This is a genomic window from Amycolatopsis sp. NPDC004169 (assembly GCF_040610315.1).
Lineage (GTDB): Bacteria > Actinomycetota > Actinomycetes > Mycobacteriales > Pseudonocardiaceae > Amycolatopsis.
Genome location: NZ_JBEXMD010000005.1, coordinates 20086 through 37701, shown reverse-complemented (window position 1 = coordinate 37701; position 17616 = coordinate 20086). Strand labels below are relative to the sequence as shown.

General features: G+C 68.9%; 19 protein-coding genes. 4 read left to right on the top strand and 15 right to left on the bottom strand.

Annotated elements, in window-relative coordinates:
* Positions 1-33: 33 nt before the first annotated feature.
* Positions 34-435 (bottom strand): PaaI family thioesterase, encoded by a 402-nt coding sequence (locus ABZX11_RS08255; protein ID WP_354911005.1) that lies wholly within the window; start codon positions 433-435, stop codon positions 34-36.
* A gap of 189 nt (positions 436-624) precedes the next feature.
* On the opposite strand from ABZX11_RS08255, the gene ABZX11_RS08250 reads away from it, so the two are divergent.
* Entirely contained in the window at positions 625-816 is a 192-nt protein-coding gene (locus ABZX11_RS08250; protein WP_354911002.1) for a hypothetical protein, read from the top strand.
* On the opposite strand, the gene ABZX11_RS08245 is transcribed toward ABZX11_RS08250, so the two are convergent.
* The 7 genes from ABZX11_RS08245 to ABZX11_RS08215 form a co-directional block, all read right to left on the bottom strand.
* On the bottom strand, positions 803-2359 hold the full coding sequence (locus ABZX11_RS08245) for an SIR2 family protein (RefSeq protein WP_354911000.1): 1557 nt from the start codon (positions 2357-2359) through the stop codon (positions 803-805). The two genes, ABZX11_RS08250 and ABZX11_RS08245, sit on opposite strands and share 14 nt — an antisense overlap.
* A gap of 160 nt (positions 2360-2519) precedes the next feature.
* Positions 2520-4247: a TIGR03767 family metallophosphoesterase gene (locus ABZX11_RS08240; protein WP_354910998.1), complete on the bottom strand. Its 1728-nt coding sequence runs from the start codon at positions 4245-4247 to the stop codon at positions 2520-2522.
* 164 nt (positions 4248-4411) lie between these two features.
* The gene (locus ABZX11_RS08235; RefSeq protein WP_354910996.1) at positions 4412-4816 is read right to left on the bottom strand and encodes a DUF4190 domain-containing protein; all 405 of its coding nucleotides are present in this window, start codon (positions 4814-4816) and stop codon (positions 4412-4414) included.
* Positions 4817-4869: 53 nt separating this feature from the next.
* Positions 4870-5688 carry a carbohydrate ABC transporter permease gene (locus tag ABZX11_RS08230; protein ID WP_354910993.1) on the bottom strand — a complete coding sequence of 273 codons (819 nt, stop codon included), beginning with the start codon at positions 5686-5688 and terminating at the stop codon, positions 4870-4872.
* Positions 5685-6617, bottom strand: a complete 933-nt coding sequence (locus ABZX11_RS08225; RefSeq protein WP_354910990.1) for a sugar ABC transporter permease — start codon at positions 6615-6617, stop codon at positions 5685-5687. Before ABZX11_RS08225 ends, ABZX11_RS08230 begins: the two co-directional genes overlap by 4 nt.
* A gap of 49 nt (positions 6618-6666) precedes the next feature.
* A complete protein-coding gene (locus ABZX11_RS08220; protein ID WP_354910988.1) occupies positions 6667-7956 on the bottom strand; it encodes a sugar ABC transporter substrate-binding protein in 1290 nt (429 codons plus the stop codon).
* 97 nt (positions 7957-8053) lie between these two features.
* The gene (locus ABZX11_RS08215; protein ID WP_176174654.1) at positions 8054-9682 is read right to left on the bottom strand and encodes a long-chain fatty acid--CoA ligase; all 1629 of its coding nucleotides are present in this window, start codon (positions 9680-9682) and stop codon (positions 8054-8056) included.
* 443 nt (positions 9683-10125) lie between these two features.
* On the opposite strand from ABZX11_RS08215, the gene mihF reads away from it, so the two are divergent.
* Positions 10126-10437 (top strand): integration host factor, actinobacterial type, encoded by a 312-nt coding sequence (gene mihF / locus ABZX11_RS08210; protein ID WP_167344432.1) that lies wholly within the window; start codon positions 10126-10128, stop codon positions 10435-10437.
* A gap of 85 nt (positions 10438-10522) precedes the next feature.
* Entirely contained in the window at positions 10523-11674 is a 1152-nt protein-coding gene (locus tag ABZX11_RS08205) for an isochorismate synthase (RefSeq protein WP_354910984.1), read from the top strand.
* On the opposite strand, the gene ABZX11_RS08200 is transcribed toward ABZX11_RS08205, so the two are convergent.
* From ABZX11_RS08200 to ABZX11_RS08190, 3 genes are read right to left on the bottom strand one after another with little or no spacing between them, the layout of a single operon-like run.
* The gene (locus ABZX11_RS08200; protein WP_254897109.1) at positions 11671-11928 is read right to left on the bottom strand and encodes a hypothetical protein; all 258 of its coding nucleotides are present in this window, start codon (positions 11926-11928) and stop codon (positions 11671-11673) included. The genes ABZX11_RS08205 and ABZX11_RS08200 overlap by 4 nt on opposite strands.
* 2 nt (positions 11929-11930) lie before the next feature.
* A complete protein-coding gene (locus ABZX11_RS08195; protein WP_176174656.1) occupies positions 11931-12251 on the bottom strand; it encodes a DUF6247 family protein in 321 nt (106 codons plus the stop codon).
* Between the two features lie 7 nt (positions 12252-12258).
* Entirely contained in the window at positions 12259-12951 is a 693-nt protein-coding gene (locus ABZX11_RS08190; protein WP_354910980.1) for a 4'-phosphopantetheinyl transferase superfamily protein, read from the bottom strand.
* 129 nt (positions 12952-13080) lie between these two features.
* Between ABZX11_RS08190 and ABZX11_RS08185 the strand changes: the two genes are divergently transcribed.
* Entirely contained in the window at positions 13081-14250 is a 1170-nt protein-coding gene (locus ABZX11_RS08185; RefSeq protein WP_176174658.1) for an acyl-CoA dehydrogenase family protein, read from the top strand.
* Between the two features lie 68 nt (positions 14251-14318).
* Here ABZX11_RS08185 and ABZX11_RS08180 read toward each other — a convergent pair whose 3' ends face one another.
* From ABZX11_RS08180 to ABZX11_RS08165, 4 genes are read right to left on the bottom strand one after another with little or no spacing between them, the layout of a single operon-like run.
* On the bottom strand, positions 14319-14639 hold the full coding sequence (locus tag ABZX11_RS08180; protein ID WP_004561305.1) for a hypothetical protein: 321 nt from the start codon (positions 14637-14639) through the stop codon (positions 14319-14321).
* A gap of 58 nt (positions 14640-14697) precedes the next feature.
* A complete protein-coding gene (locus tag ABZX11_RS08175; protein ID WP_176178126.1) occupies positions 14698-15333 on the bottom strand; it encodes a TetR/AcrR family transcriptional regulator in 636 nt (211 codons plus the stop codon).
* The gene (locus tag ABZX11_RS08170; protein WP_354910977.1) at positions 15330-16853 is read right to left on the bottom strand and encodes an ATP-dependent acyl-CoA ligase; all 1524 of its coding nucleotides are present in this window, start codon (positions 16851-16853) and stop codon (positions 15330-15332) included. The genes ABZX11_RS08175 and ABZX11_RS08170 overlap by 4 nt, the downstream gene beginning before the upstream one ends.
* Complete coding sequence (locus tag ABZX11_RS08165) at positions 16850-17587, bottom strand: enoyl-CoA hydratase/isomerase family protein (protein WP_354910974.1); 738 nt, start codon at positions 17585-17587, stop codon at positions 16850-16852. The genes ABZX11_RS08170 and ABZX11_RS08165 overlap by 4 nt, the downstream gene beginning before the upstream one ends.
* Between the last annotated feature and the right edge of the window lie 29 nt (positions 17588-17616).

The following is a 17616-nucleotide window of genomic DNA, read 5'->3' as shown; positions in this document are numbered from 1 at the left end:
TTCGCCGCTTCGGCCGGGTATGTAAACAGGTACCTACAACACGGCCTGCGTCTGTGTCACTTTCGCGACCAACTTGCCGTCGTCGTCGTGGATCTCGGTCTCCACCACGACGAACCTGCGCCCGGCGTGCAGTGGTCTGGACGACGCAACGGCGTAGCCCGAACGCACCGCACGCAGGAAGTTCGTCTTCGACTCGACGGTCGTCGTGCCCTGGCCGCCCTCGGGCAGGTTGAGGAACGCGCACACCGCACCGGTCGAGTCGGCCAGCGCCATGAGCGCGCCGCCGTGCAGCGCACCGCCGAGCGTGCAGAGGCTCTCATCCCACTTCAGCCGGCTGCGGACGAGCGACGGCCCGTGTTCCAGCACCTCGACACCGAGGCGTTCGGAGAACGGCATGGACCGGTGGAACAGCTGCGTGCCCTCGGGATCGGTCATGCGGTCACTGTGCCGCACGGCTGGGCCCGAGGGCGATTACGTCCGGGGTAACGCGGTCGGCCCGGCGGGTTGATTGCTGAAATACTCCGGTGGGGTGCGGCCGCGGCTCCATGGTTTCGTCGTGCGCTGACGTACTGTAGAGTTGATGTTTTCTGTTTCGGGCTGGCTGCGGGATGGAGCGTGAGCGGAATGGACGACGCCGCTGCACCTGCCGAGGATTACGAGTACCGTCCGGTGCTCTCGGCGGAGACCGGCAGCCGGGTGCGCATGCGAAGCCAGGAGCGGCCCGGGGTCCGGGTCGTCAAGGTGGCGACACCTCGGGTCGGTACCGACGGGCTTCGCGAGGTGTTGAAAGAACGGTACGGAGTCAAGGCGAAGTAATCGGCCGCAGGAAGTTCTGGCCCAGAGTCTTCATCCGCACCGAGAGATCGAGCATGCGTTCACTGTCGGCTTCGCCGAAGTAGACGTCGTCCTGGACGTCCGGTGCGTGCAGGAGAAGGATCACCACCCCGACCGGGAGTTCGTAATACGGCGCCTCGGGCAGGATGACGGGCACCGCCAAGAAGTGGGTCCACCGGCCATCGGTCCGGTATTCGACCGTCCCTTGGGTGGCTTGACGTGCTGCGAAAGCCGAAACGGCGGCGTAGCGGGAAAGGTGTTCGATCTTCGCGGAGTGCGGCCAGTACCCCTCGCCGGGCAGCACCACGCTCTGCGACGAAGCGTAGAGACTGAGCCTGCGCGAATCCGGGTTGTGGCGGACCCACACTTCCGCTTTGACGTACGGCGCTCGATCGAGTTGCTGCTCTTCGTCGAACGCGAACTGCCGAAGAGCTTTCGAACAAGTGATCAGGTACTCGAGTCCCTGCGGTTCGTGCTCCTGTGCCGACCAGGACGTCCACCACTTCCGCAGCCGGGTCGAGTAGTCGGGTATCCGGGAATCCGCCGGAATGGTCGCCTCGTTCAGGAACTGGCAGACTTGGCCGTAGAAGTCCGGTCGCAGGACCTTGACGCCGAGGTGGAGACCACGAAGGGTGGCGTACCGCGCGCTGCGGGGCGACCACGGTTTTCTCCTCGACTGAGCGTCCGCGACCTCGTCTTCCACCGGCAGGAGGGCATAGACCTCGCCTTTGCTGAAACGGCGGATCATCGCGGCGATGTTGTAGTCCCGCAACGACGCCCCGACGAAGAGCATCAACCCTTCTCCGGTCACCCGTTGGGCCAGGTAGTCCCGCCAGGTGCTCTCTCTGTCCCACTTGATGTACTCGCTCTCGGAGAAGACCACCGATCGAGCGGTCCCGGTACGGGGAATGAACCCGTGAAGATGGGATATGGGCACCCCGGAGGCCGGGTTGTCGTCCGGGTCCCAGTTGGTGTACACCTCGACGCCGTTCAGATGCAGATCGCTGAACGTCACGTCGTGGTTCGCGATCTGCTCGAGCATGTCGTCGTAATTGGTGGTGAGGATGTGAATGTCGCAGCCTGCCAGGCGCTTGGCTATCGCAAGTCGAAGCACGTACACCGCCAGAGAGTCTTCCGGGACCGCTTCGTGGTCCGAGGTCCGGCCGGCGTAGAGGATGCGTGCGATGTCCTTGTTGCGTTGTTCGTTGGCGTGTCCAGGGAATCGTTCTTCGTACAGCGCATCGACTATCGACGCTGCAGGCATCTGGTGAAAGAAGTCGACGGCCTGGTGGACGGTGTCGCGACACTCCTGATCGTCTCGATAGGACCGTGACTCGAGGTTCTCCAACAGGCGGGATACGAGTTTGGACCAGTTCGGAACGTGAAGATCCGCCGCTATGCCGGCGCCGGTGAAGATCGTGAGCCTGTGTGCACCGGCAATCTTCCGGATGGCGGCCTTCGTGTCGGCTTCGTCGAAGAAGCCTATTCCGGGATCGCGATGCGGGGGACGATCATGGTTTACCAAAGCTCACCTCGCCGACTCGGGCCAATCAGTCTAGCGAAGCGAACGCGCGGTGTGCAGAAGAAACGGAACGGACGGCTTTGTGCCCGCTTCGAGTCAACATTTTGACCAGTTTTCGCCCGGGTGCGGAGTGGGGGGCGGGCCCCCCACTCCACGCCGGTCCTCAGCTCAGCGGGTTCACCAGGAGCAGCTCGGTGTTGTGGTCCTCGGCCGCGCCGACGCGGCCCAGGTTGGTGTGGATGTCGTTGTAGGACAGCTCGCGGTACAGCGACGCAAGCGCTTGCGGTGTCCGGGCGTCGTAGTCCACGGCGTACGGGGCTTCGGCCTCGATCAGCGTCGTGAACAGCGACAACGTGCCGTCCGCGTTGTCCGCGACCTCGACGATCCGCGCGTGCTGCGGGAAGTCGACGTGCGAGGCGGTGTTGATCTCCCAGAAGCCCTGCTGCGGCGTCGCCCCGGCGTGCGCGGTGATCTTGTTGAGGTGCGTGTGGCCGTTGACCCAGGCCAGCACGTTCGGGAACCGCTTGAGCAGCGCGACGAAGGCGTTGCCGTCCAGGCGCGGGTCGAGCAGGTGGCGCGAGTCCGGCAGCAGGTTGCCCATCGAGCCGCTGGTGTGGTGGCTGAACAGGATGAACAGCTCGTCGGTGACGGCGTGGGTGAGCTTGCGGCCGAAGAAGTCGTAGTACGTCGAGCTGCCGCGCTTGAGCGTCGACTCGACCCAGGTGTACTGCGCGAGGCCGATCGAGCCGTCGGCGAACCCGGCGTCGGTCGTGGTGTCGAGGCTGATCCCGGTGATGCCCGGCGCGATCCGGAAGGTGTAGTAGACGTTCTTGCCGTCGGCGTTGGCGCTGGTGAAGCCGTGCCCGGCCGGGCCGGGGCCGGTGTTGGCCGCGTCGAGGTGGGCGCGGACGAACTCGGCGGTGCTGAACGGGCGCCGCCGCGGGTCCGGTGTCACCTCGCGGATGGTGCCGCTGCCGCCGAACAGCTCCGCCACCGGGACGCTGGAACCCGGCTTGCGGATGGCGTCGGCGAGCTTCTTCGCGGTGGTCTCGTCCTTGCCGATCACCTTGTACCGGCCGGTGTACCAGGCGTCGATGCCGGGGATCTGCGCAGGCAGCGAGCCGACGATGCTGTCGTCGTGGTTGCCGAACGTGCAGAACCACGGGACGTCGAGGCCGGGCGCGGTGAAGGTCCGCGTGGCCGCTTCGAGCAGGCCGGGCAGCTGCGGGAAGCCCTTCGCGGAGTACTTGTCGCCCACGCCGGGGATCGAGGGGTTCCAGTACTCGTCGTTGCCCGAGCTCTGGACGCCTTCGTAGGCGTTCGCGTCGCCGGAGTTCGGGGTGACCGTGCCGCCGTTGAGCACCTTGAGGAACCAGTCGAGCTCGATCAGCTCGTGGTTGTCGGTGTTGTCGCCGGTGGTCACCATCAGGTCGAACGGCCGCCCGGTGAACGGCCCCTGCCGCACGCTGTTGACCCGCTCGACGAGCGCGCTGGTGGCGACGGTGCCGAGCACCTCCTGCGGCCGGTGCGCGGAGCCGATGTACGGGTGCAGGTATTCGAAGCGCGCGGGGCTTTCGGCGTCGGTGATGTGCAGGTCGGTGAACTGGACGAAGGCGGACAGCGCCCGGCGCCGGTCGTCGCGCCCGCTCTGCGCCGCGGCGAGGTCGGTCCGGACGACCAGCGGCCAGCCCGGGCCCGCACCGAGCCGGCTGTAGGTGGCGGTGCCCCCGCCGGTGGCGACCTGTTCGAGCGTGGTGCCGGCGGTGGTGACCGAACGGGCGCTGGTGAGCCGCAGGGCGCGGTCGAGGGCGTTCGCGGTGGGCGTGCAGAGCAGGAGCCCGACACCGGCGGCGCCCGCGGTGGCGAAGGTGCGCCGGGTGAGTTCGGCCATGAGTTCGCTCCCCAGTGTTCTCGGTTGACCGGCACGCTGCCGGACTCGGGTGGACGCGAGGTGAACGTGAAAAACATTCACCGTGACAGTTCAGTCCACCCTGTCACAGTCCCGGGGAGGGGGTGTACCGCCGAAGGTTGTGGTCATTTCCGCCGTGAGGCGCCTCAGCAGAAGGCGCCGCAGGTGGTCACGGCGGTCGCCGCGGTGAAGAAGAGGATCATCACGATGATCGCCGGGATCATCGCGATGCCCCCGCAGACCAGGCCGGCGACGGCCATGCCACGGCCGGTGTAGCCGGGCTGCGAGCTCTGCTGCAGGCCGGCCCAGGACAGCCCGATCGCGATCAGGCCCATGACCACGTCACCGATGGGGATCCAGAAACCGATCAGCGCCAGGATGCCGACCACCATGCCGGCGATGGCCAGTCCGCTGTTGCGCAGCATCGGGTACGGGCTCGGTGCCGCCGCGTACTGCGCCGGGTAGGCCGGTGCCGGCACGGGCATCGGCGTCGACGCGGGGTACTGCGGGTCGTCCGGGTTGGTCGGCGGGTAGGGGGTCGAACTGGTCATGGCACACCTGCTTCCTGAGAGACGCCCCCAAGTCGCCGCCGCGCCGCCGCTTGTTACGACCCGCCCAAACCGGACTCCGTCACCCCGCGCACCAGGTACCGCTGCAGGAACGCGAACAGCAGCACGATCGGCAGGATCGACACCACCGCCGCCAGGAACAGCAGGTTCAGCTGGGGGTTCTGGGCCGTGAGCAGCCCGGACAGCGCCACCTGGACCGTCCACGAATCCGGTGACTGGGCGATGATCAGCGGCCACAGGAACGCGTTCCAGCTGCCGATCACCGTGATCACCGCGATCGCCGCGAAGAAGCCTTTCGAATTCGGCACCACGATCCGCCAGAACACGCCCCAGCGCGTCAGACCGTCGACCCGGCCCGCCTCCTCCAGCTCGCGCGGGAAGTCGAGGAAGTACTGGCGGAACAGGAACACGCTGAACGCGCTGAACAGCCCGGGGATCACCAGGCCGCGGAAGTCCGACAGCCAGCCCAGCGACGACACCACGACGAAGCTCGGCACGAACGTCACCGACGTCGGGATCATCAGCGTCGCCAGCACCGCGTAGAACACGATCCCGGAATGCCGGTACGGGATCCGCGCGAGGCCGTAGCCGGCCAGGGAGCAGATCGCCAGCAGGCCGAGGGTCTGCAGGACCGCCACGACCACCGAGTTCAGCAGGCTGCGGGCGAACGGGACGTCCGACAGCGAGAACAGCCGCGAGAAGTTCTCCCAGTGCACTGTGGACGGAAAGAACGTCCACTGTGGAGAAGTGAGGTCCGCGCGCGCGGCCAAGCCGTTGCGCAGCAGCAGGTAGAACGGCAGCAGGAACAGCACCGCCGCCAGCACGAGACAAGCCCAGCGCAGGACCGCCCTCATGACGCCCGCCCGAACCGCAGCACCCGGCCCTGCAGCACCGTCACCAGCGCGATGATGAGCGCCAGGATCACCGCGCCGGCACTGCCGCGGCCGAGGTCCTGGCCGCCCGAACCCAGCGACGTGTAGTAGAGGTAGACCAGCGGTGGCCGGGCGAACGGCGGGTACCCGCGGGCGTCGCCCATGATGTTGTAGAACTCGTCGAAGGCCTGGTAGGCGTTGATCAGGTTGAGCAGCAGCACCGCCACCGCCGTCGCGCGCAGCTGCGGCAGCGTGATGTACCGGAACACCTGCCAGCCCGGCTTGGCGCCGTCGAGCCACGCCGCTTCGTACAGGTGCTGCGGGATGCGCTGCAACGCCGCGATGAACAGGATCATGTAGAAACCGAGCTGCAGCCACAGCCGCGCGGTCACCAGCACGATCCAGTACAGCGGCGGGTCGACCGTCCCGGTCCAGGCCACCGGGTCGGCGCCGAACAGGCCGAGCACGGTGTTCGCCAGTCCGTATCGGACACCCGAGAACAACGACGTCTTCCAGATCAGCGATGCCACCACGTACGAGCACGCGAACGGCAGGAAGAACACCGACCGGAAGAACGCGCGCGCGAACTTCAGCTGGTTCACGCCGAGGGCCAGTGCCAGCGACAACACGAACGTCAGCGGCACGATGAACAGCGCGAACACGCTGAACGTCCCCAGGCCCGACAGGAACGGCTCGTCGGTGAGCATGTGCCCGTAGTTGTCCAGTCCGACGAAGTCCGTGGGTGTCACCGTGTTGCGCGCGTCGAAGAACGACAGGTACGCGCTCCAGCCGATCGGCAGGTACGCGAAGACCGCCAAGCCGATCAGGAACGGCCCGACGAACAGCCAGAACGCGCGCGCATCGCGCCGAGACTTATTCTGGTTAGGCCGGCGCGACGGACTGGCGCTCACAGCTCGACCGCCGGCTTGCGTCGGCCGACGGCTGAATAAGTCTCGCAGCTCATCCGAAGAGACGCTTCAGCTCGGCCTTCGCAACTTCGACCGCCGTCTTCACCTGCGCCGCCGGGTCCGCGCCCTCCTTTGCGATCTTCGCGACCGCATCGGACAACGCGGTGTTCGACTGCTGCGTCCACACCGGACCGCCGACGAGGTGGCTGTTCTCCTTGACGAACCGGGCCGCGTCGGCGGCCGGGCCCGATTTGAGGTTGTCCGCGCGGCCGATCAGGCTCTGCCGGGCCGGCACGTGGAAGCCGAACTTCGTCGCGAACTCCAGCTGGTCCTGCGTCTGGTCGATCCACAGCCACTTCACGAACGCCTTGGCCTCGGCGACGTGCGCGCTCTTGGCGTTCACCATCGCGCCGTACGCCCCGACCGGCACCGACGGCGCCCCGCTGCCGTCCAGCTTCGGGAACGGCAGGACGCCGAAGTCGTCGTCGAACGCCTGGCGGATCTTCGGCACGTTCCAGAGCCCGGTCCACTGCATCGCCGTCAGCCCGTCGATGAACGCGCCGGGGTCCGACCAGTCCGCCGGGGCGCCGAGCAGCAGGGAACCGTTGGCGTTCAGGGTGTGCAGCTTCGCCAGCGCGGTCGCCGCGCGCGGGTCGTCGAAGCCGACCTCGCGGTTGCCGTTCTTCAGGTAGTCGAGCCCGGCCGACCACAGCAGCGGGCCGGTGAGCACGCCGACACCGCCGTCGTTGCCCGCGAAGAAGCCCTTGACGCCGTCCTTGGTGAGCTTCGCGGCCGCGTCGACGAGCTCGTCGACCGTCTGCGGCGGCTGCACGCCTGCCGCCTGCAGCAGGCTCTTGCGGTAGAAGAGCACCTGCGTGTCCGTGGCCTGCGGAATGCCGTAGACCTTGCCCTCGACGGTCTGCGCGGCCAGCACGGCCGGGCTGAAGTCGCCCTTCACGGGCGCGATGACGTCGTCGAGCGAGACGACCTGGTTCTGCCGGACCCAGTCGATCTTGACCTGCGCCTCGAAGACGTCGGGCACCTTGCTGTTCTGCAGCGCGGTGACGATCTTCGAGTCATAGTCGCCCGGGTTCCACTGCACGGTCACGGCCGCGCCGGGGTAGCTCGCGGCGTACCGCTTGACGGCGTCCTGGACGCCTTCCTCACCGTACGCGTGGTACCACTGCTGGAGCGGGACCTTCGGGGCGTCCGACGGTGGTGGCCCCGCCGAGTACGCCGTCGAGGGCGGCGGGTCACCCTGCCGCCCGGTGTTCGACCCGCATGCCGTCGCCAGCGCGCCCATGCCCGCGAGCGCCAGAAAGCTCCGCCTGTTTCGCTGCATCCCCAGAACCCCTCCGACGTGCTCCGAAGGCCACCTTGGGGGTAGGTTCCCGCAAGGTGGCCGTTCGAAGCGTGAAGACTCGCCGGAGATTTACCCGTTAGAGCTGGGCGATGTCGAGCTTTCCCTCTGAGTAGGACGCGCGGATGCGCTTCTTGTCGAACTTGCCGACGCTGGTCTTGGGGACTTCGTCCACGAACGTCCAGTTCTCCGGCAGCTGCCACTTCGCGACCTTGTCGCTCAGGTAGTCGCGCAGCTCGGCCGGCGTGACGCTCTGGCCTTCCTTGAGCACGACGGCGACCAGCGGCCGCTCGTCCCACTTCTCGTCCGGGATGCCGACGACCGCGGCCTCGGCCACCGCGGGGTGGCCCATCACCTGGTTCTCCAGGTCGACCGAGGAGATCCACTCGCCGCCGGACTTGATGACGTCCTTCGCGCGGTCGGTGAGCGTCAGGTAGCCGTCGGCGCTGATCTTGCCGACGTCGCCGGTGCGGAGCCAGCCGTCGTGGAACTTGTCCGGGTCGACATCCGAGCCGCCGTAGTAGGACGCCGCGATCCACGGGCCCTGGACCTCGAGCTCGCCGACGGCGTCGTTGTCCCAGGGCAGGACCGCGCCGTCGTCGTCGATCAGGCGGGCCCGCACGGACGCCGGGAAGCGGCCCTGCGTGTAGCGGTACTTCCAGATCTCGTCGCCGGTCGCGGCCGCCGGCGGCCGGGCGACGCTGCCCAGCGGCGACGTCTCGGTCATGCCCCAGGCGTGCAGGATCGAGACGTTGTGCTTCTCCTGGAACGCGTGCATCAGCGACGGCGGCACCGCGGACCCGCCGACGACGACTTCGCGCAGGTGGGAGATGTCCTGCGGGTTCGCTTCGAGGTGGGCGAGCAGGCCCTGCCAGACGGTCGGGACCGCGCCGGCGAACGTCGGCTTCTCGGCGGCCAGCATGGCCGCGATCGGCGCCGGCTGGAGGAAGCGGTCCGGCATCAGCAGTGACGCGCCGACCATCAGCGCCGCGTAGGGCAGGCCCCACGCCATCGCGTGGAACATCGGCACGATGGCCAGTGCCTTGTCGCTCTGCGCGAGGTTCATGCTGTCGCTCATGCACACCTGCATCGAGTGCAGCCAGATCGACCGGTGTGAATAGGCGACGCCCTTGGGGTCACCGGTGGTGCCCGACGTGTAACACATCGCGGCAGCCGAGCGCTCGTCCACGTCCGGCCAGTCGAAGGTGTCCGGCTGCCCGGCCAGCAGTTCGGCGTAGGCGTGCACCTGGATGCCGTCCGGGGCCTGCAGCGCCGCCGCGTCGCCGTTGGCCACGATGACGTGCCGGACGGTCTTGAACTCCGGCAGCTGCTTGGCCAGCAGCGGGACCAGCGTGCCGTCGACGATGACGACCTGGTCCTCGGCGTGGTTGGCGACGAACGTCAGCTGCTCCGGGAACAGGCGGATGTTCAGGGTGTGCAGCACGGCGCCCATGGCCGGGACGGCCAGGTAGGCGGCCATGTGCTCGGCGTTGTTCCACATGAAGGTGCCGACGCGCTGGTCGCCGGTCACGCCGAGGCTGCGGAGGGCGTTCGCCAGCCGGGCGGCGTGCCTGCCCAGGTCGCCGTAGGTCTCGCGCCGGGCTTCTGAACCGGTCCAGGTGATGACTTCGCTCGCCGAGTGCACCGACGTGCCGTGGCGGAGCAGGTTCGCCAGCGACAGCTGGCCGTCCTGCATGGTGCTCAACATGGTCGCTCCCGGGGGTCGTTCGCCGGTGAACTGGGGTTGCGCCGACTCTAGTGCGGATCGGGTGAAGCGGGCATGGTCAACAACGGCTCCGTTCGGTCACGGTCGTCGCGCGATCGGGCGACGACCGGATGATGATCAAGATCATCCGTTTTTCGGGTTTCCCTTATGTGCCAAGAAATGTGCACGAGAACAGCGCGTAACGGAGGCTCCACTTCCGGGTGAGATGGGCCACCCGGGGCCCTTCTTGGGAGCGTTTCCGCAGGCCGGAGCGGGTTGCCCGGTATCACCTCCGGGGGTAATAAGTGCGTGTCGGTTGCACGGCCACGAAGCGGGTGGCGTTTACTGGGCCCGTGGCAAGAGACGGCTGAGCAGCGCTTGCAGGAGCAAGCACTCACAAAAGCTGTCGGCCGCGAAAGCGGAGACTGAGAGGAAAGGACACTACGTTGGCTCTGCCTACGTTGACTCCGGAGCAGCGCGCCGAGGCCCTGGCCAAGGCCGCCGAGGCTCGCAAGGCGCGTTCGGAGCTGCTCGCGTCGATCAAGTCCGGCCAGGAGAGCATCGAAAAGGTGCTCAAGCAGGCCAAGGAGAACAAGACCATCGGGAAGACGAAGGTCACCCAGCTGCTGAAGGCCGTCCCCGGCCTCGGCGCGGTGAAGGTCGCCGCCCTGCTCGAGCAGGCCGGCATCGACCCGGACCGGCGTGCGGCCGGCCTGGGCGAGCGCCAGCGCGAGGCGCTCATCGACGCGCTCAAGTAGCTCGTCACCCGGAGCTGACCGCGAGGGGAGTGTCGCTCGCGACACTTCCCTCGCGGATTTCCCGCAGCCTGGGACGCTGGGAGTTGTGAGTTCTTTGGAACCGGCGACCCCGGCACTCGACCTCGCCGCCCGCTACCAGCGAGGCGACTTCCTCTTCACCACGGCCGAGCGCGCACTCCTCGCGCAGGGCGCGATCCGCACCGTCACCGAGACGGACCCGCGAAGGCTCGCTTCGGCGATCCCCGGCGTCCTCGCCGAGACCGGTGCCCCGCTGGCCGTCGGTGTCCTGCCGTTCGACACCGGGCCCGACACGAAGGTGCCGGGCCACCTCGTCGTGCCCCGGACCGTCCACCGCTCCTCGGGGACGCCTTCTTTCCCGCGTGAAACCCTCCCGGCGCCCGTGCGGGTACGTGCGGTGCCGTCTCCGGTGCTGCACATGGAGGCGGTGCGCGCCGCGGTTGCCGCGCTGGCTGCTCGTGACCTGCGCAAAGCCGTCCTGGCCCGTGCCCTGGACCTCGACTTCGCGGCGCCGGTGCCCGCCGAGAGCATCGTGCGCAACCTGGCCGTCGGGAATGCCCGGCACTTCACGTACGCGGCCGAGCTGCCGGGCGGCCGGTCGCTCGTCGGCGCCACGCCCGAGCTGCTCCTGCGCCGGACGGGCCGCACGGTGTTCTCCTCACCGCACGCCGGCTCGATGCCGCGTTCGGCGGACCCGGTGGCCGACCGCGCGAACGGCGAGGCGCTGCGGACGTCCCGCAAGGACCAGCTCGAGCACGCGGTGGTGATCGACTACCTGGTCGAGGCGCTGCGGCCGTTCTGCCGGACTCTCGACGTCCCGGCCGGCCCGGAGCTGGTGACGACCCCGGCGATCTGGCACCTGCGCACGCCGATCACCGGCGAGCTGGCGGACCCGGAGATCACGGCACTGGACCTGGCCGCGGCCCTGCACCCGACCCCGGCGATCTGCGGCACCCCGACGGAGGACGCCCGCGAACTGGTGAAGGAGCTGGAGCCGTTCGACCGCGACTACTACGCGGGCGCGGTGGGCTGGGTGGACGCGGCGGGCGACGGCGAGTGGGCGGTGGCGATTCGCTGCGCGGAGATCGCATCGACATCGATGCGGCTGTACGCGGGCGGAGGGATCGTGGCGGCGTCGGACCCGCAGGCGGAACTGGACGAGACGACGGCGAAGTTCCGCACGCTCTTGACGGCGATGGGCCTGGAGGACGTCGCTTAGCTGGTCCAGAGGACGCGAAGCAGGTCGACCCGGTGCTGATCCTCCAGGATCAGGTACGTGAGGAGCCCTTCCCCGTGCGGCCCGAACGCCAGGTTGCGCATCGAGCCGTCCGGGTTCGACCGGTGGTACGGATCGCCTTTGCCGGGTACCAGCTCCAGTACGCAGATGGCCTCGGCCAAGGCGTGGAGCGCCTGCTGTGGCAACGCGCGGATCTGGTCCTGGACGTCGGGATACACCTCGATGTCGTACGCCACTGCTACAGACCGAGCTCCGACTTGAGCGAGTTCCACGGCCGGGTGCCGGCGGGCGGTTCTCCGGTGCGCTGAGTGTGCTCGGCCGCCTGCACCATGCGCCGGTGGGCGGCTGGGTCCGCCTGGGTGCTCCAGGCGATCCGTCGCCAGGACTCCAGCGTTTCGACGAGGTCTGTCAGGCTCAGAGCTTCGCGGGCGACGTCGAGAGCATGCCGGTAGTCGCGGTCGAACCGGGGTACGTCCTCGGGCAGGAGCGCGGCCCGGATGGCCGCGGGTGAGGTGCCCGACGGGTACTTCGGCTCGTCCGTGCTCGCCGGTGTGGACATGCCGCAACTATAGCCGCGGTAGCCAGTGCTCCTCGGTGACCGACAGCTCCTCGGTGGTCAGCACCGCGATGGCCGCCCGGTAGCCGTCCGTTGCCTTCAGGTCCGCCAAGCGGGTTGTTGCCGGGTCGAGGGCCGGGTCGCCTGAGGACACCAAGCTCGCCGGCTCGTCGTAGCGGGAGAACGTGATGCTCTGCAGAGGGATGCGCAGGCCCTTGCCCGTGGCCTTCATCACCGCTTCCTTGCGGGTCCAGTAGACGAAGAACGCCGCCGCCTTCTCCGTGGCGTCCAGGCCGGCCAGGTGCGCCGCCTCCGCCGGGCTCAGCGCGTACTCGATCAGGCCCTCGTCCGCGCGGCGGGTGGCCGTCTCGACGTCGAGGCCCACCGGGACCGACGGGGTCGCCGCCAGGCCGATCAGGTCGCCCGAGTGCGAGATCGACAGCGTCAGGTCCGCGCCCGGGATGCGGGGCCGTCCGTGGGGCTTGCCGCAGTCTTCGCAGGTCGCGTCGAACTTCACCGCCTCCACGGCCAGGCCGAGCCGCTCGGCCGCGACCGTCTTCGCCAGGACGCGGCCGGTGAGGAATCGCCGCTTGTCCGCCTCCTGCCGGTACGCCTCGAACCGCCCCTGCTCGACGTCGTCGAGCAGGCGCATGAAGCGATCTTCGGTGGGCAACGGCGACGACCAGCGGACCTCGATCTCCATCACACCCCCGATCTTTCCGGGCCCGGCAGCCGTTGTCACGAATTCCGGCCGAGGTCTGGGGTTATGCCCGACCCGGAGGTACCCTGGCCCTAAGCGAGCGCTTAGTCATGTCGGAGGAGCAACGAGGCCATGGATTTCTCTCTCAGCACCGAAGAACGGGAAGTGCGCGACTGGGTCCGCACGTTCGTCCAGCGGGAGCTCGTGCCGCTCGAGCAGGAGGTCCTCCGCCGCGAGCGCGCGCACCAGCCCGGCCTGACCGGTGAGGAGCTGAAGGACCTCCAGCTCAAGGCGAAGGAGTCCGGCTTCTGGGGCGTGCTGACCCCGGAGGAGTACGGCGGCATGGGCCTGTCCGCGGTGATGGCCGCGCTGCTGGAGGCCGAGCTCGGCCGCACCTTCGTGCCGTTCCGGTTCGGCGGGGCCGCCGACAACATCCTGTTCCACGCCAACGAAGAGCAGAAGCAGACCTACCTGCTGCCGACCATCTCGGGTGAGCGCAAGTCCTGCTTCGCGATCACCGAGCCGGGCGCCGGGTCGGACGCCAAGGCCATCCGGACCACCGCCCGCAAGGACGGCACCGACTGGATCATCAACGGCGAGAAGACCTTCATCACCGGTGGCAACGAGGCCGACTTCACCATGGTCTTCGCCATCACCGACCCGGAGAAGGGCGCGAACGGCGGCGTCACCTGCTTCCTCGTCGACCGCGAGGCCGGCTGGAAGTCCGAGTACATCGACACCATGGGCGAATGGGGCCCGGCGTCGCTGATCTTCCAGGACGTCCGCGTGCCGGAGACGCAGATCCTCGGCGAGGAGGGCCGCGGCTTCGAGCTCGCCATGCAGTGGATCGGCCAGGGCCGCTACCTGCTGCCCGCCCGCGCGATCGGCTCGTGCGAGCGGCTGATCTCGATGGCCATCGAGCACGCCAACACCCGCGAGACGTTCGGGCAGAAGATCGCCGAGCGGCAGGCCATCCAGTGGATGATCGCCGACTCCGGTGTCGAGCTGGAAGCGCTGCGCTGGCTGGTGCTGCACGCCGCGTGGCAGGTCGACCAGGGCCTAGATTCGCGGCACGCGCAGTCGATGGCGAAGCTGTACGGCGGCCAGAAGGCCAACGAGATCGTCGACCGCGTCCTGCAGATCCACGGCGGCATGGGCTACACGCGGGAGCTGCCGGTCGAGCGGTGGTACCGCGAGCTGCGGCTGCTGCGCATCTACGAGGGCACCGACGAGATCCAGCGCCGGACCATCGCGCGCAACCTGCTCAAGGGGCACGTCAAGGTCGGCGGCACGCTGGGCTGACCCCGCTCAGAAACGCGAGAAGCCGTCAAGACCGCCTTCGCGGCGGTCTTGACGGCTGTCCAACCTGGTTACTTCTTGTTGCGAATGGCGATCGGGACGCCCGCGAGGTCCTCTTCGTTGCACAAGAGCTTCACGTCGTAGTACGGCGAACCCTGACGGTCGTCGTAGTCGAGGTGGATGGCCAGGACGTCGAGCGGCTCACCGAGCCACTCCTGAGCCTGACGTAGCCACTTGGCGCAGCGCTCCAGAGCCGCGGGGAGATCGTCGTCACGGAACTCGACGGGGCGATAGGGGACATCCTGCACCTGATCGCGGGGGTGTGCCGGCGCCGGGAGGCCCGGCGCGAGACCCGAGTCGTCCAGTTCCAGTTGGATCGTTTCCTCAGTCACCCTTCGAGCGTCCCCCACCCGCGCCGTCTGAGCAAGGCGTACACAGGTAAAAGCGCCGCTAAACGGACACGCCCCACTCTTTCGCGACGATTTCCCGGCACCGTCGCAAGTCGGTGACGCCGGGCGTGGACGTGCAGCCCAGGGCCCTCGACGCCAGTTCCGCGTAGTGCTCGGCCAGCTCGTCCAGCGCCAGCGGGCCACGTGGGGAATACCACCTCGCGACACCGCTGCACATCTCGAGCAGGGCGAGCCGGGTCACCGCCGGGTGCGCCACCCGGAACACCCCGGCGGCCACCCCTTCGTCGATCGTCGAGGCCCACAGCCGTTCGTAGGCGTCCCGCAGGGCGACGACCGGCTCGCGCGCGGCCGGGGACAGCACGTCGACTTCGTTGTCCACCACCCGGGTTTCCGCCGGCCCCACGGCGTGCGCGAGGACGTGCAGCGCGACCAGCGTCCGCAGCCGGTGCACCGGGTCCCCGCCGCCCGCGGTCGCTTCGCGGGCGGCGTCGAGGAGCCGGTTCAGCGCGGTGTGCATGATCTCCGCGAGCAGATCCTCCTTGGTGCCCATGTAGTGGTAGAGGCTGGCCGAGGAGAGTTCCGCCTCCTGCGCGAGATCCCGGATGCCGGTGCCGTGGAAGCCCTTGGTGGCGAACAGCTTCACCGCCGCCGCGCGCACCCGCTCCCGGCTGCTCACAGCCACGCTCCCGCCTTCGCGTCCCACGACCCGGCGCGCGGGTCGGCGACCTTCCGCAGCTCACCCTTGGCCACCCGCTCCGACGGCGTCATCGGCAGCGCGTCGGCGAACGCCCAGAACCGCGGAACCTTGAAGTAGGCCAGTTTCCCGGCGCAGAACGCGGCGAGCTCGGCCGGGTCCGGCCGGTCGCCGTCACACACGACGTACGCCTTGATCTCCTCGCCGCGCAGCTCGTCGGGCACCGCGACGACGGCCGCCAGCTTGACCGCGGGGTGCAGCAGCAGGGCGCGCTCGACCTCGTCGGCGGAGACGTTCTCGCCGCTGCGGCGGATCATGTCCTTCGTGCGGCCGACGTAGTGGACGCGGCCGGCCGCGTCCATCCTGGCCAGGTCGCCGGTGTGGAACCAGCCGTTTTCGAACGCTTTCGCCGTCGCGTCCGGATCGTCGTGGTAGCCGTGCATCAGGCCGATCCCGCGGATCAGCAGCTGCCCGGTTTCCCCGCGCGGCAGCGGTTTCCCGTCGTCGCCGGCGATCAGCACCTCGCGGTCGCGGGACGGCCGCCCGATGCAGCCGGTGCCTACGGTCTCGTCGTGGTCGGCGGCGGTCATCCGGATGTCGCCGCCGGTTTCGGTCATCCCGAACGCCTCGTACCACGGCACGCCCCAGCGGGCCTCCAGTTCGGCGTGCAGGTCGTGCGGGATCGCGGACGCGCAGATCGCGCGGACGCGGTGGTCGCGGTCGGCTTCCGACGGCTTCTGCCGGAGCAGCAGCGTCGGCATCAGGCCGAGGCAGTAGAACCAGGTGACGCCGTGCTCGCGCACCTTCGCCCAGAACGTGCTGGGGTGGAAGCGGTCGAGGACGACGAGGGTGGCGCCGCCGGCCAGTCCCAGTGCGACGTTCCACTGTGGATCGATGTAGTGGAACGGCTGCGCGGTCAGGATGACGTCGTCCTCGCCGACAGCGGGGAAGTCGGTGGCCAGGCTGACCGCGAGGGTCGTCCAGTAGCGGTTCGGCAGGACGCAGCCCTTGGGCGCGCCGGTGGTGCCGGAGGTGTACTGGATGTTGACCGGCAGTTCGGGCACCGGGGTGAAGTCCGGCGGCGTGGCGTCGGTGCGCAGTTCGTCCGGGGTGATCACCTCGGTCAGGCCGATCCGGCCGAGGAGCTCGGTGAACTCGGCCGCGGCAACGACCAGCTTCGCACCGGAGTGCCGGAGGATGTGCGCGCCGTCGAACTCCTGGTAGTTCGTGTTGACCGGGACCAGCTGCGCGCCGATCTTCGCCAGCGCCAGCCAGGTCAGCGGGAACTCCGGCTGGTTGCGCAGCATGACGGCGACCCGGTCGCCGGGGCCGATGCCGCGCTCGGCGAGCGCCGCGGCGATCCGGGAGCTTTCGCGGTCGACCTCGGCGAACGTGAACGTCCGGTCCAGGTGGTCGAAGATCCAGGCCGTGCGCTCCGGCCACAGCGCGGCGGCCCGCGTGACGAGCTGCGCGAGCGTCCCGATCTCCGCCAGCGGAGTCACGCCCGGCTCCGGAACGCTTCGGTGGACGCGGCGACGGCGGCCGAGTGCTCGGTGATCAGGGCGTGGCTGACCTCGAGTTCCAGGGCGGGCTCGAGGTCGGTGCTCGCGTCCAGGACCCGCTTCGCCATGGCGGCGGCGGCCGGCGGGTGCTCGGCGATCCGCTTGGCCCAGCTCAGCGCCTCGGCCTGCAGCTGCTCGGCCGGGACGGCGGCGTTGACCATCCCCAGCTCGGCGGCCTTGCGGCCGTCGAAGCGCTCGCCGAGCAGCAGGAGCTCCTTCGCCTTGAGCGGGCCGACCAGCAGCGGGAGCAGCCGCGACGCCGCCCCGGTGACGCTCAGGCCCAGCGAGACCTCCGGGAACGCGAACACGGCGTCCTCGGCGGCCAGGATCAGGTCGCAGCCGAGCGCGAACTCCGCGCCGGCGCCGATCGCGTAGCCGTGCACCGCCGCGATCACCGGCTGGCGGAGCCCGCGCAGCCGCCGCGTGACGTCCTGGAGCCGGTCCAGCCGCGTCCGCGAGTCACCCGCGGGGGTGGGTTCCTTGAGGTCGTGACCGGCGCAGAAGGCGCGCCCGTTGCCGGACAGCACGACGACGCGGGCGTCGCTGCGCGCGGCCGCGTCGAGGGCGGTGAGGAAGTCGTCGACCAGCACGGCGGCGACCGCGTTCAGCCGCTCGGGCCGGTTCAGCCGGATCTGCGCGATGCCGTCCTCGACGGCGAACTCCACGGTGGGCATGAGGGCGATGCTAGACGTTCGATCGATCG

What these genes read in the sequence shown, in the direction of transcription:
- ABZX11_RS08230 (WP_354910993.1), bottom strand. Translation starts at nt 5,688, where the DNA reads ATGAGGGCGGTCCTGCGCTGGGCTTGTCTCGTGCTGGCGGCGGTGCTG.
- ABZX11_RS08215 (WP_176174654.1), bottom strand. Translation starts at nt 9,682, where the DNA reads ATGTTGAGCACCATGCAGGACGGCCAGCTGTCGCTGGCGAACCTGCTC.
- ABZX11_RS08195 (WP_176174656.1), bottom strand. Translation starts at nt 12,251, where the DNA reads ATGTCCACACCGGCGAGCACGGACGAGCCGAAGTACCCGTCGGGCACC.
- ABZX11_RS08255 (WP_354911005.1), bottom strand. Translation starts at nt 435, where the DNA reads ATGACCGATCCCGAGGGCACGCAGCTGTTCCACCGGTCCATGCCGTTC.
- ABZX11_RS08185 (WP_176174658.1), top strand. Translation starts at nt 13,081, where the DNA reads ATGGATTTCTCTCTCAGCACCGAAGAACGGGAAGTGCGCGACTGGGTC.
- ABZX11_RS08235 (WP_354910996.1), bottom strand. Translation starts at nt 4,816, where the DNA reads ATGACCAGTTCGACCCCCTACCCGCCGACCAACCCGGACGACCCGCAG.
- ABZX11_RS08190 (WP_354910980.1), bottom strand. Translation starts at nt 12,951, where the DNA reads ATGGAGATCGAGGTCCGCTGGTCGTCGCCGTTGCCCACCGAAGATCGC.
- ABZX11_RS08240 (WP_354910998.1), bottom strand. Translation starts at nt 4,247, where the DNA reads ATGGCCGAACTCACCCGGCGCACCTTCGCCACCGCGGGCGCCGCCGGT.
- ABZX11_RS08250 (WP_354911002.1), top strand. Translation starts at nt 625, where the DNA reads ATGGACGACGCCGCTGCACCTGCCGAGGATTACGAGTACCGTCCGGTG.
- ABZX11_RS08165 (WP_354910974.1), bottom strand. Translation starts at nt 17,587, where the DNA reads ATGCCCACCGTGGAGTTCGCCGTCGAGGACGGCATCGCGCAGATCCGG.
- ABZX11_RS08220 (WP_354910988.1), bottom strand. Translation starts at nt 7,956, where the DNA reads ATGCAGCGAAACAGGCGGAGCTTTCTGGCGCTCGCGGGCATGGGCGCG.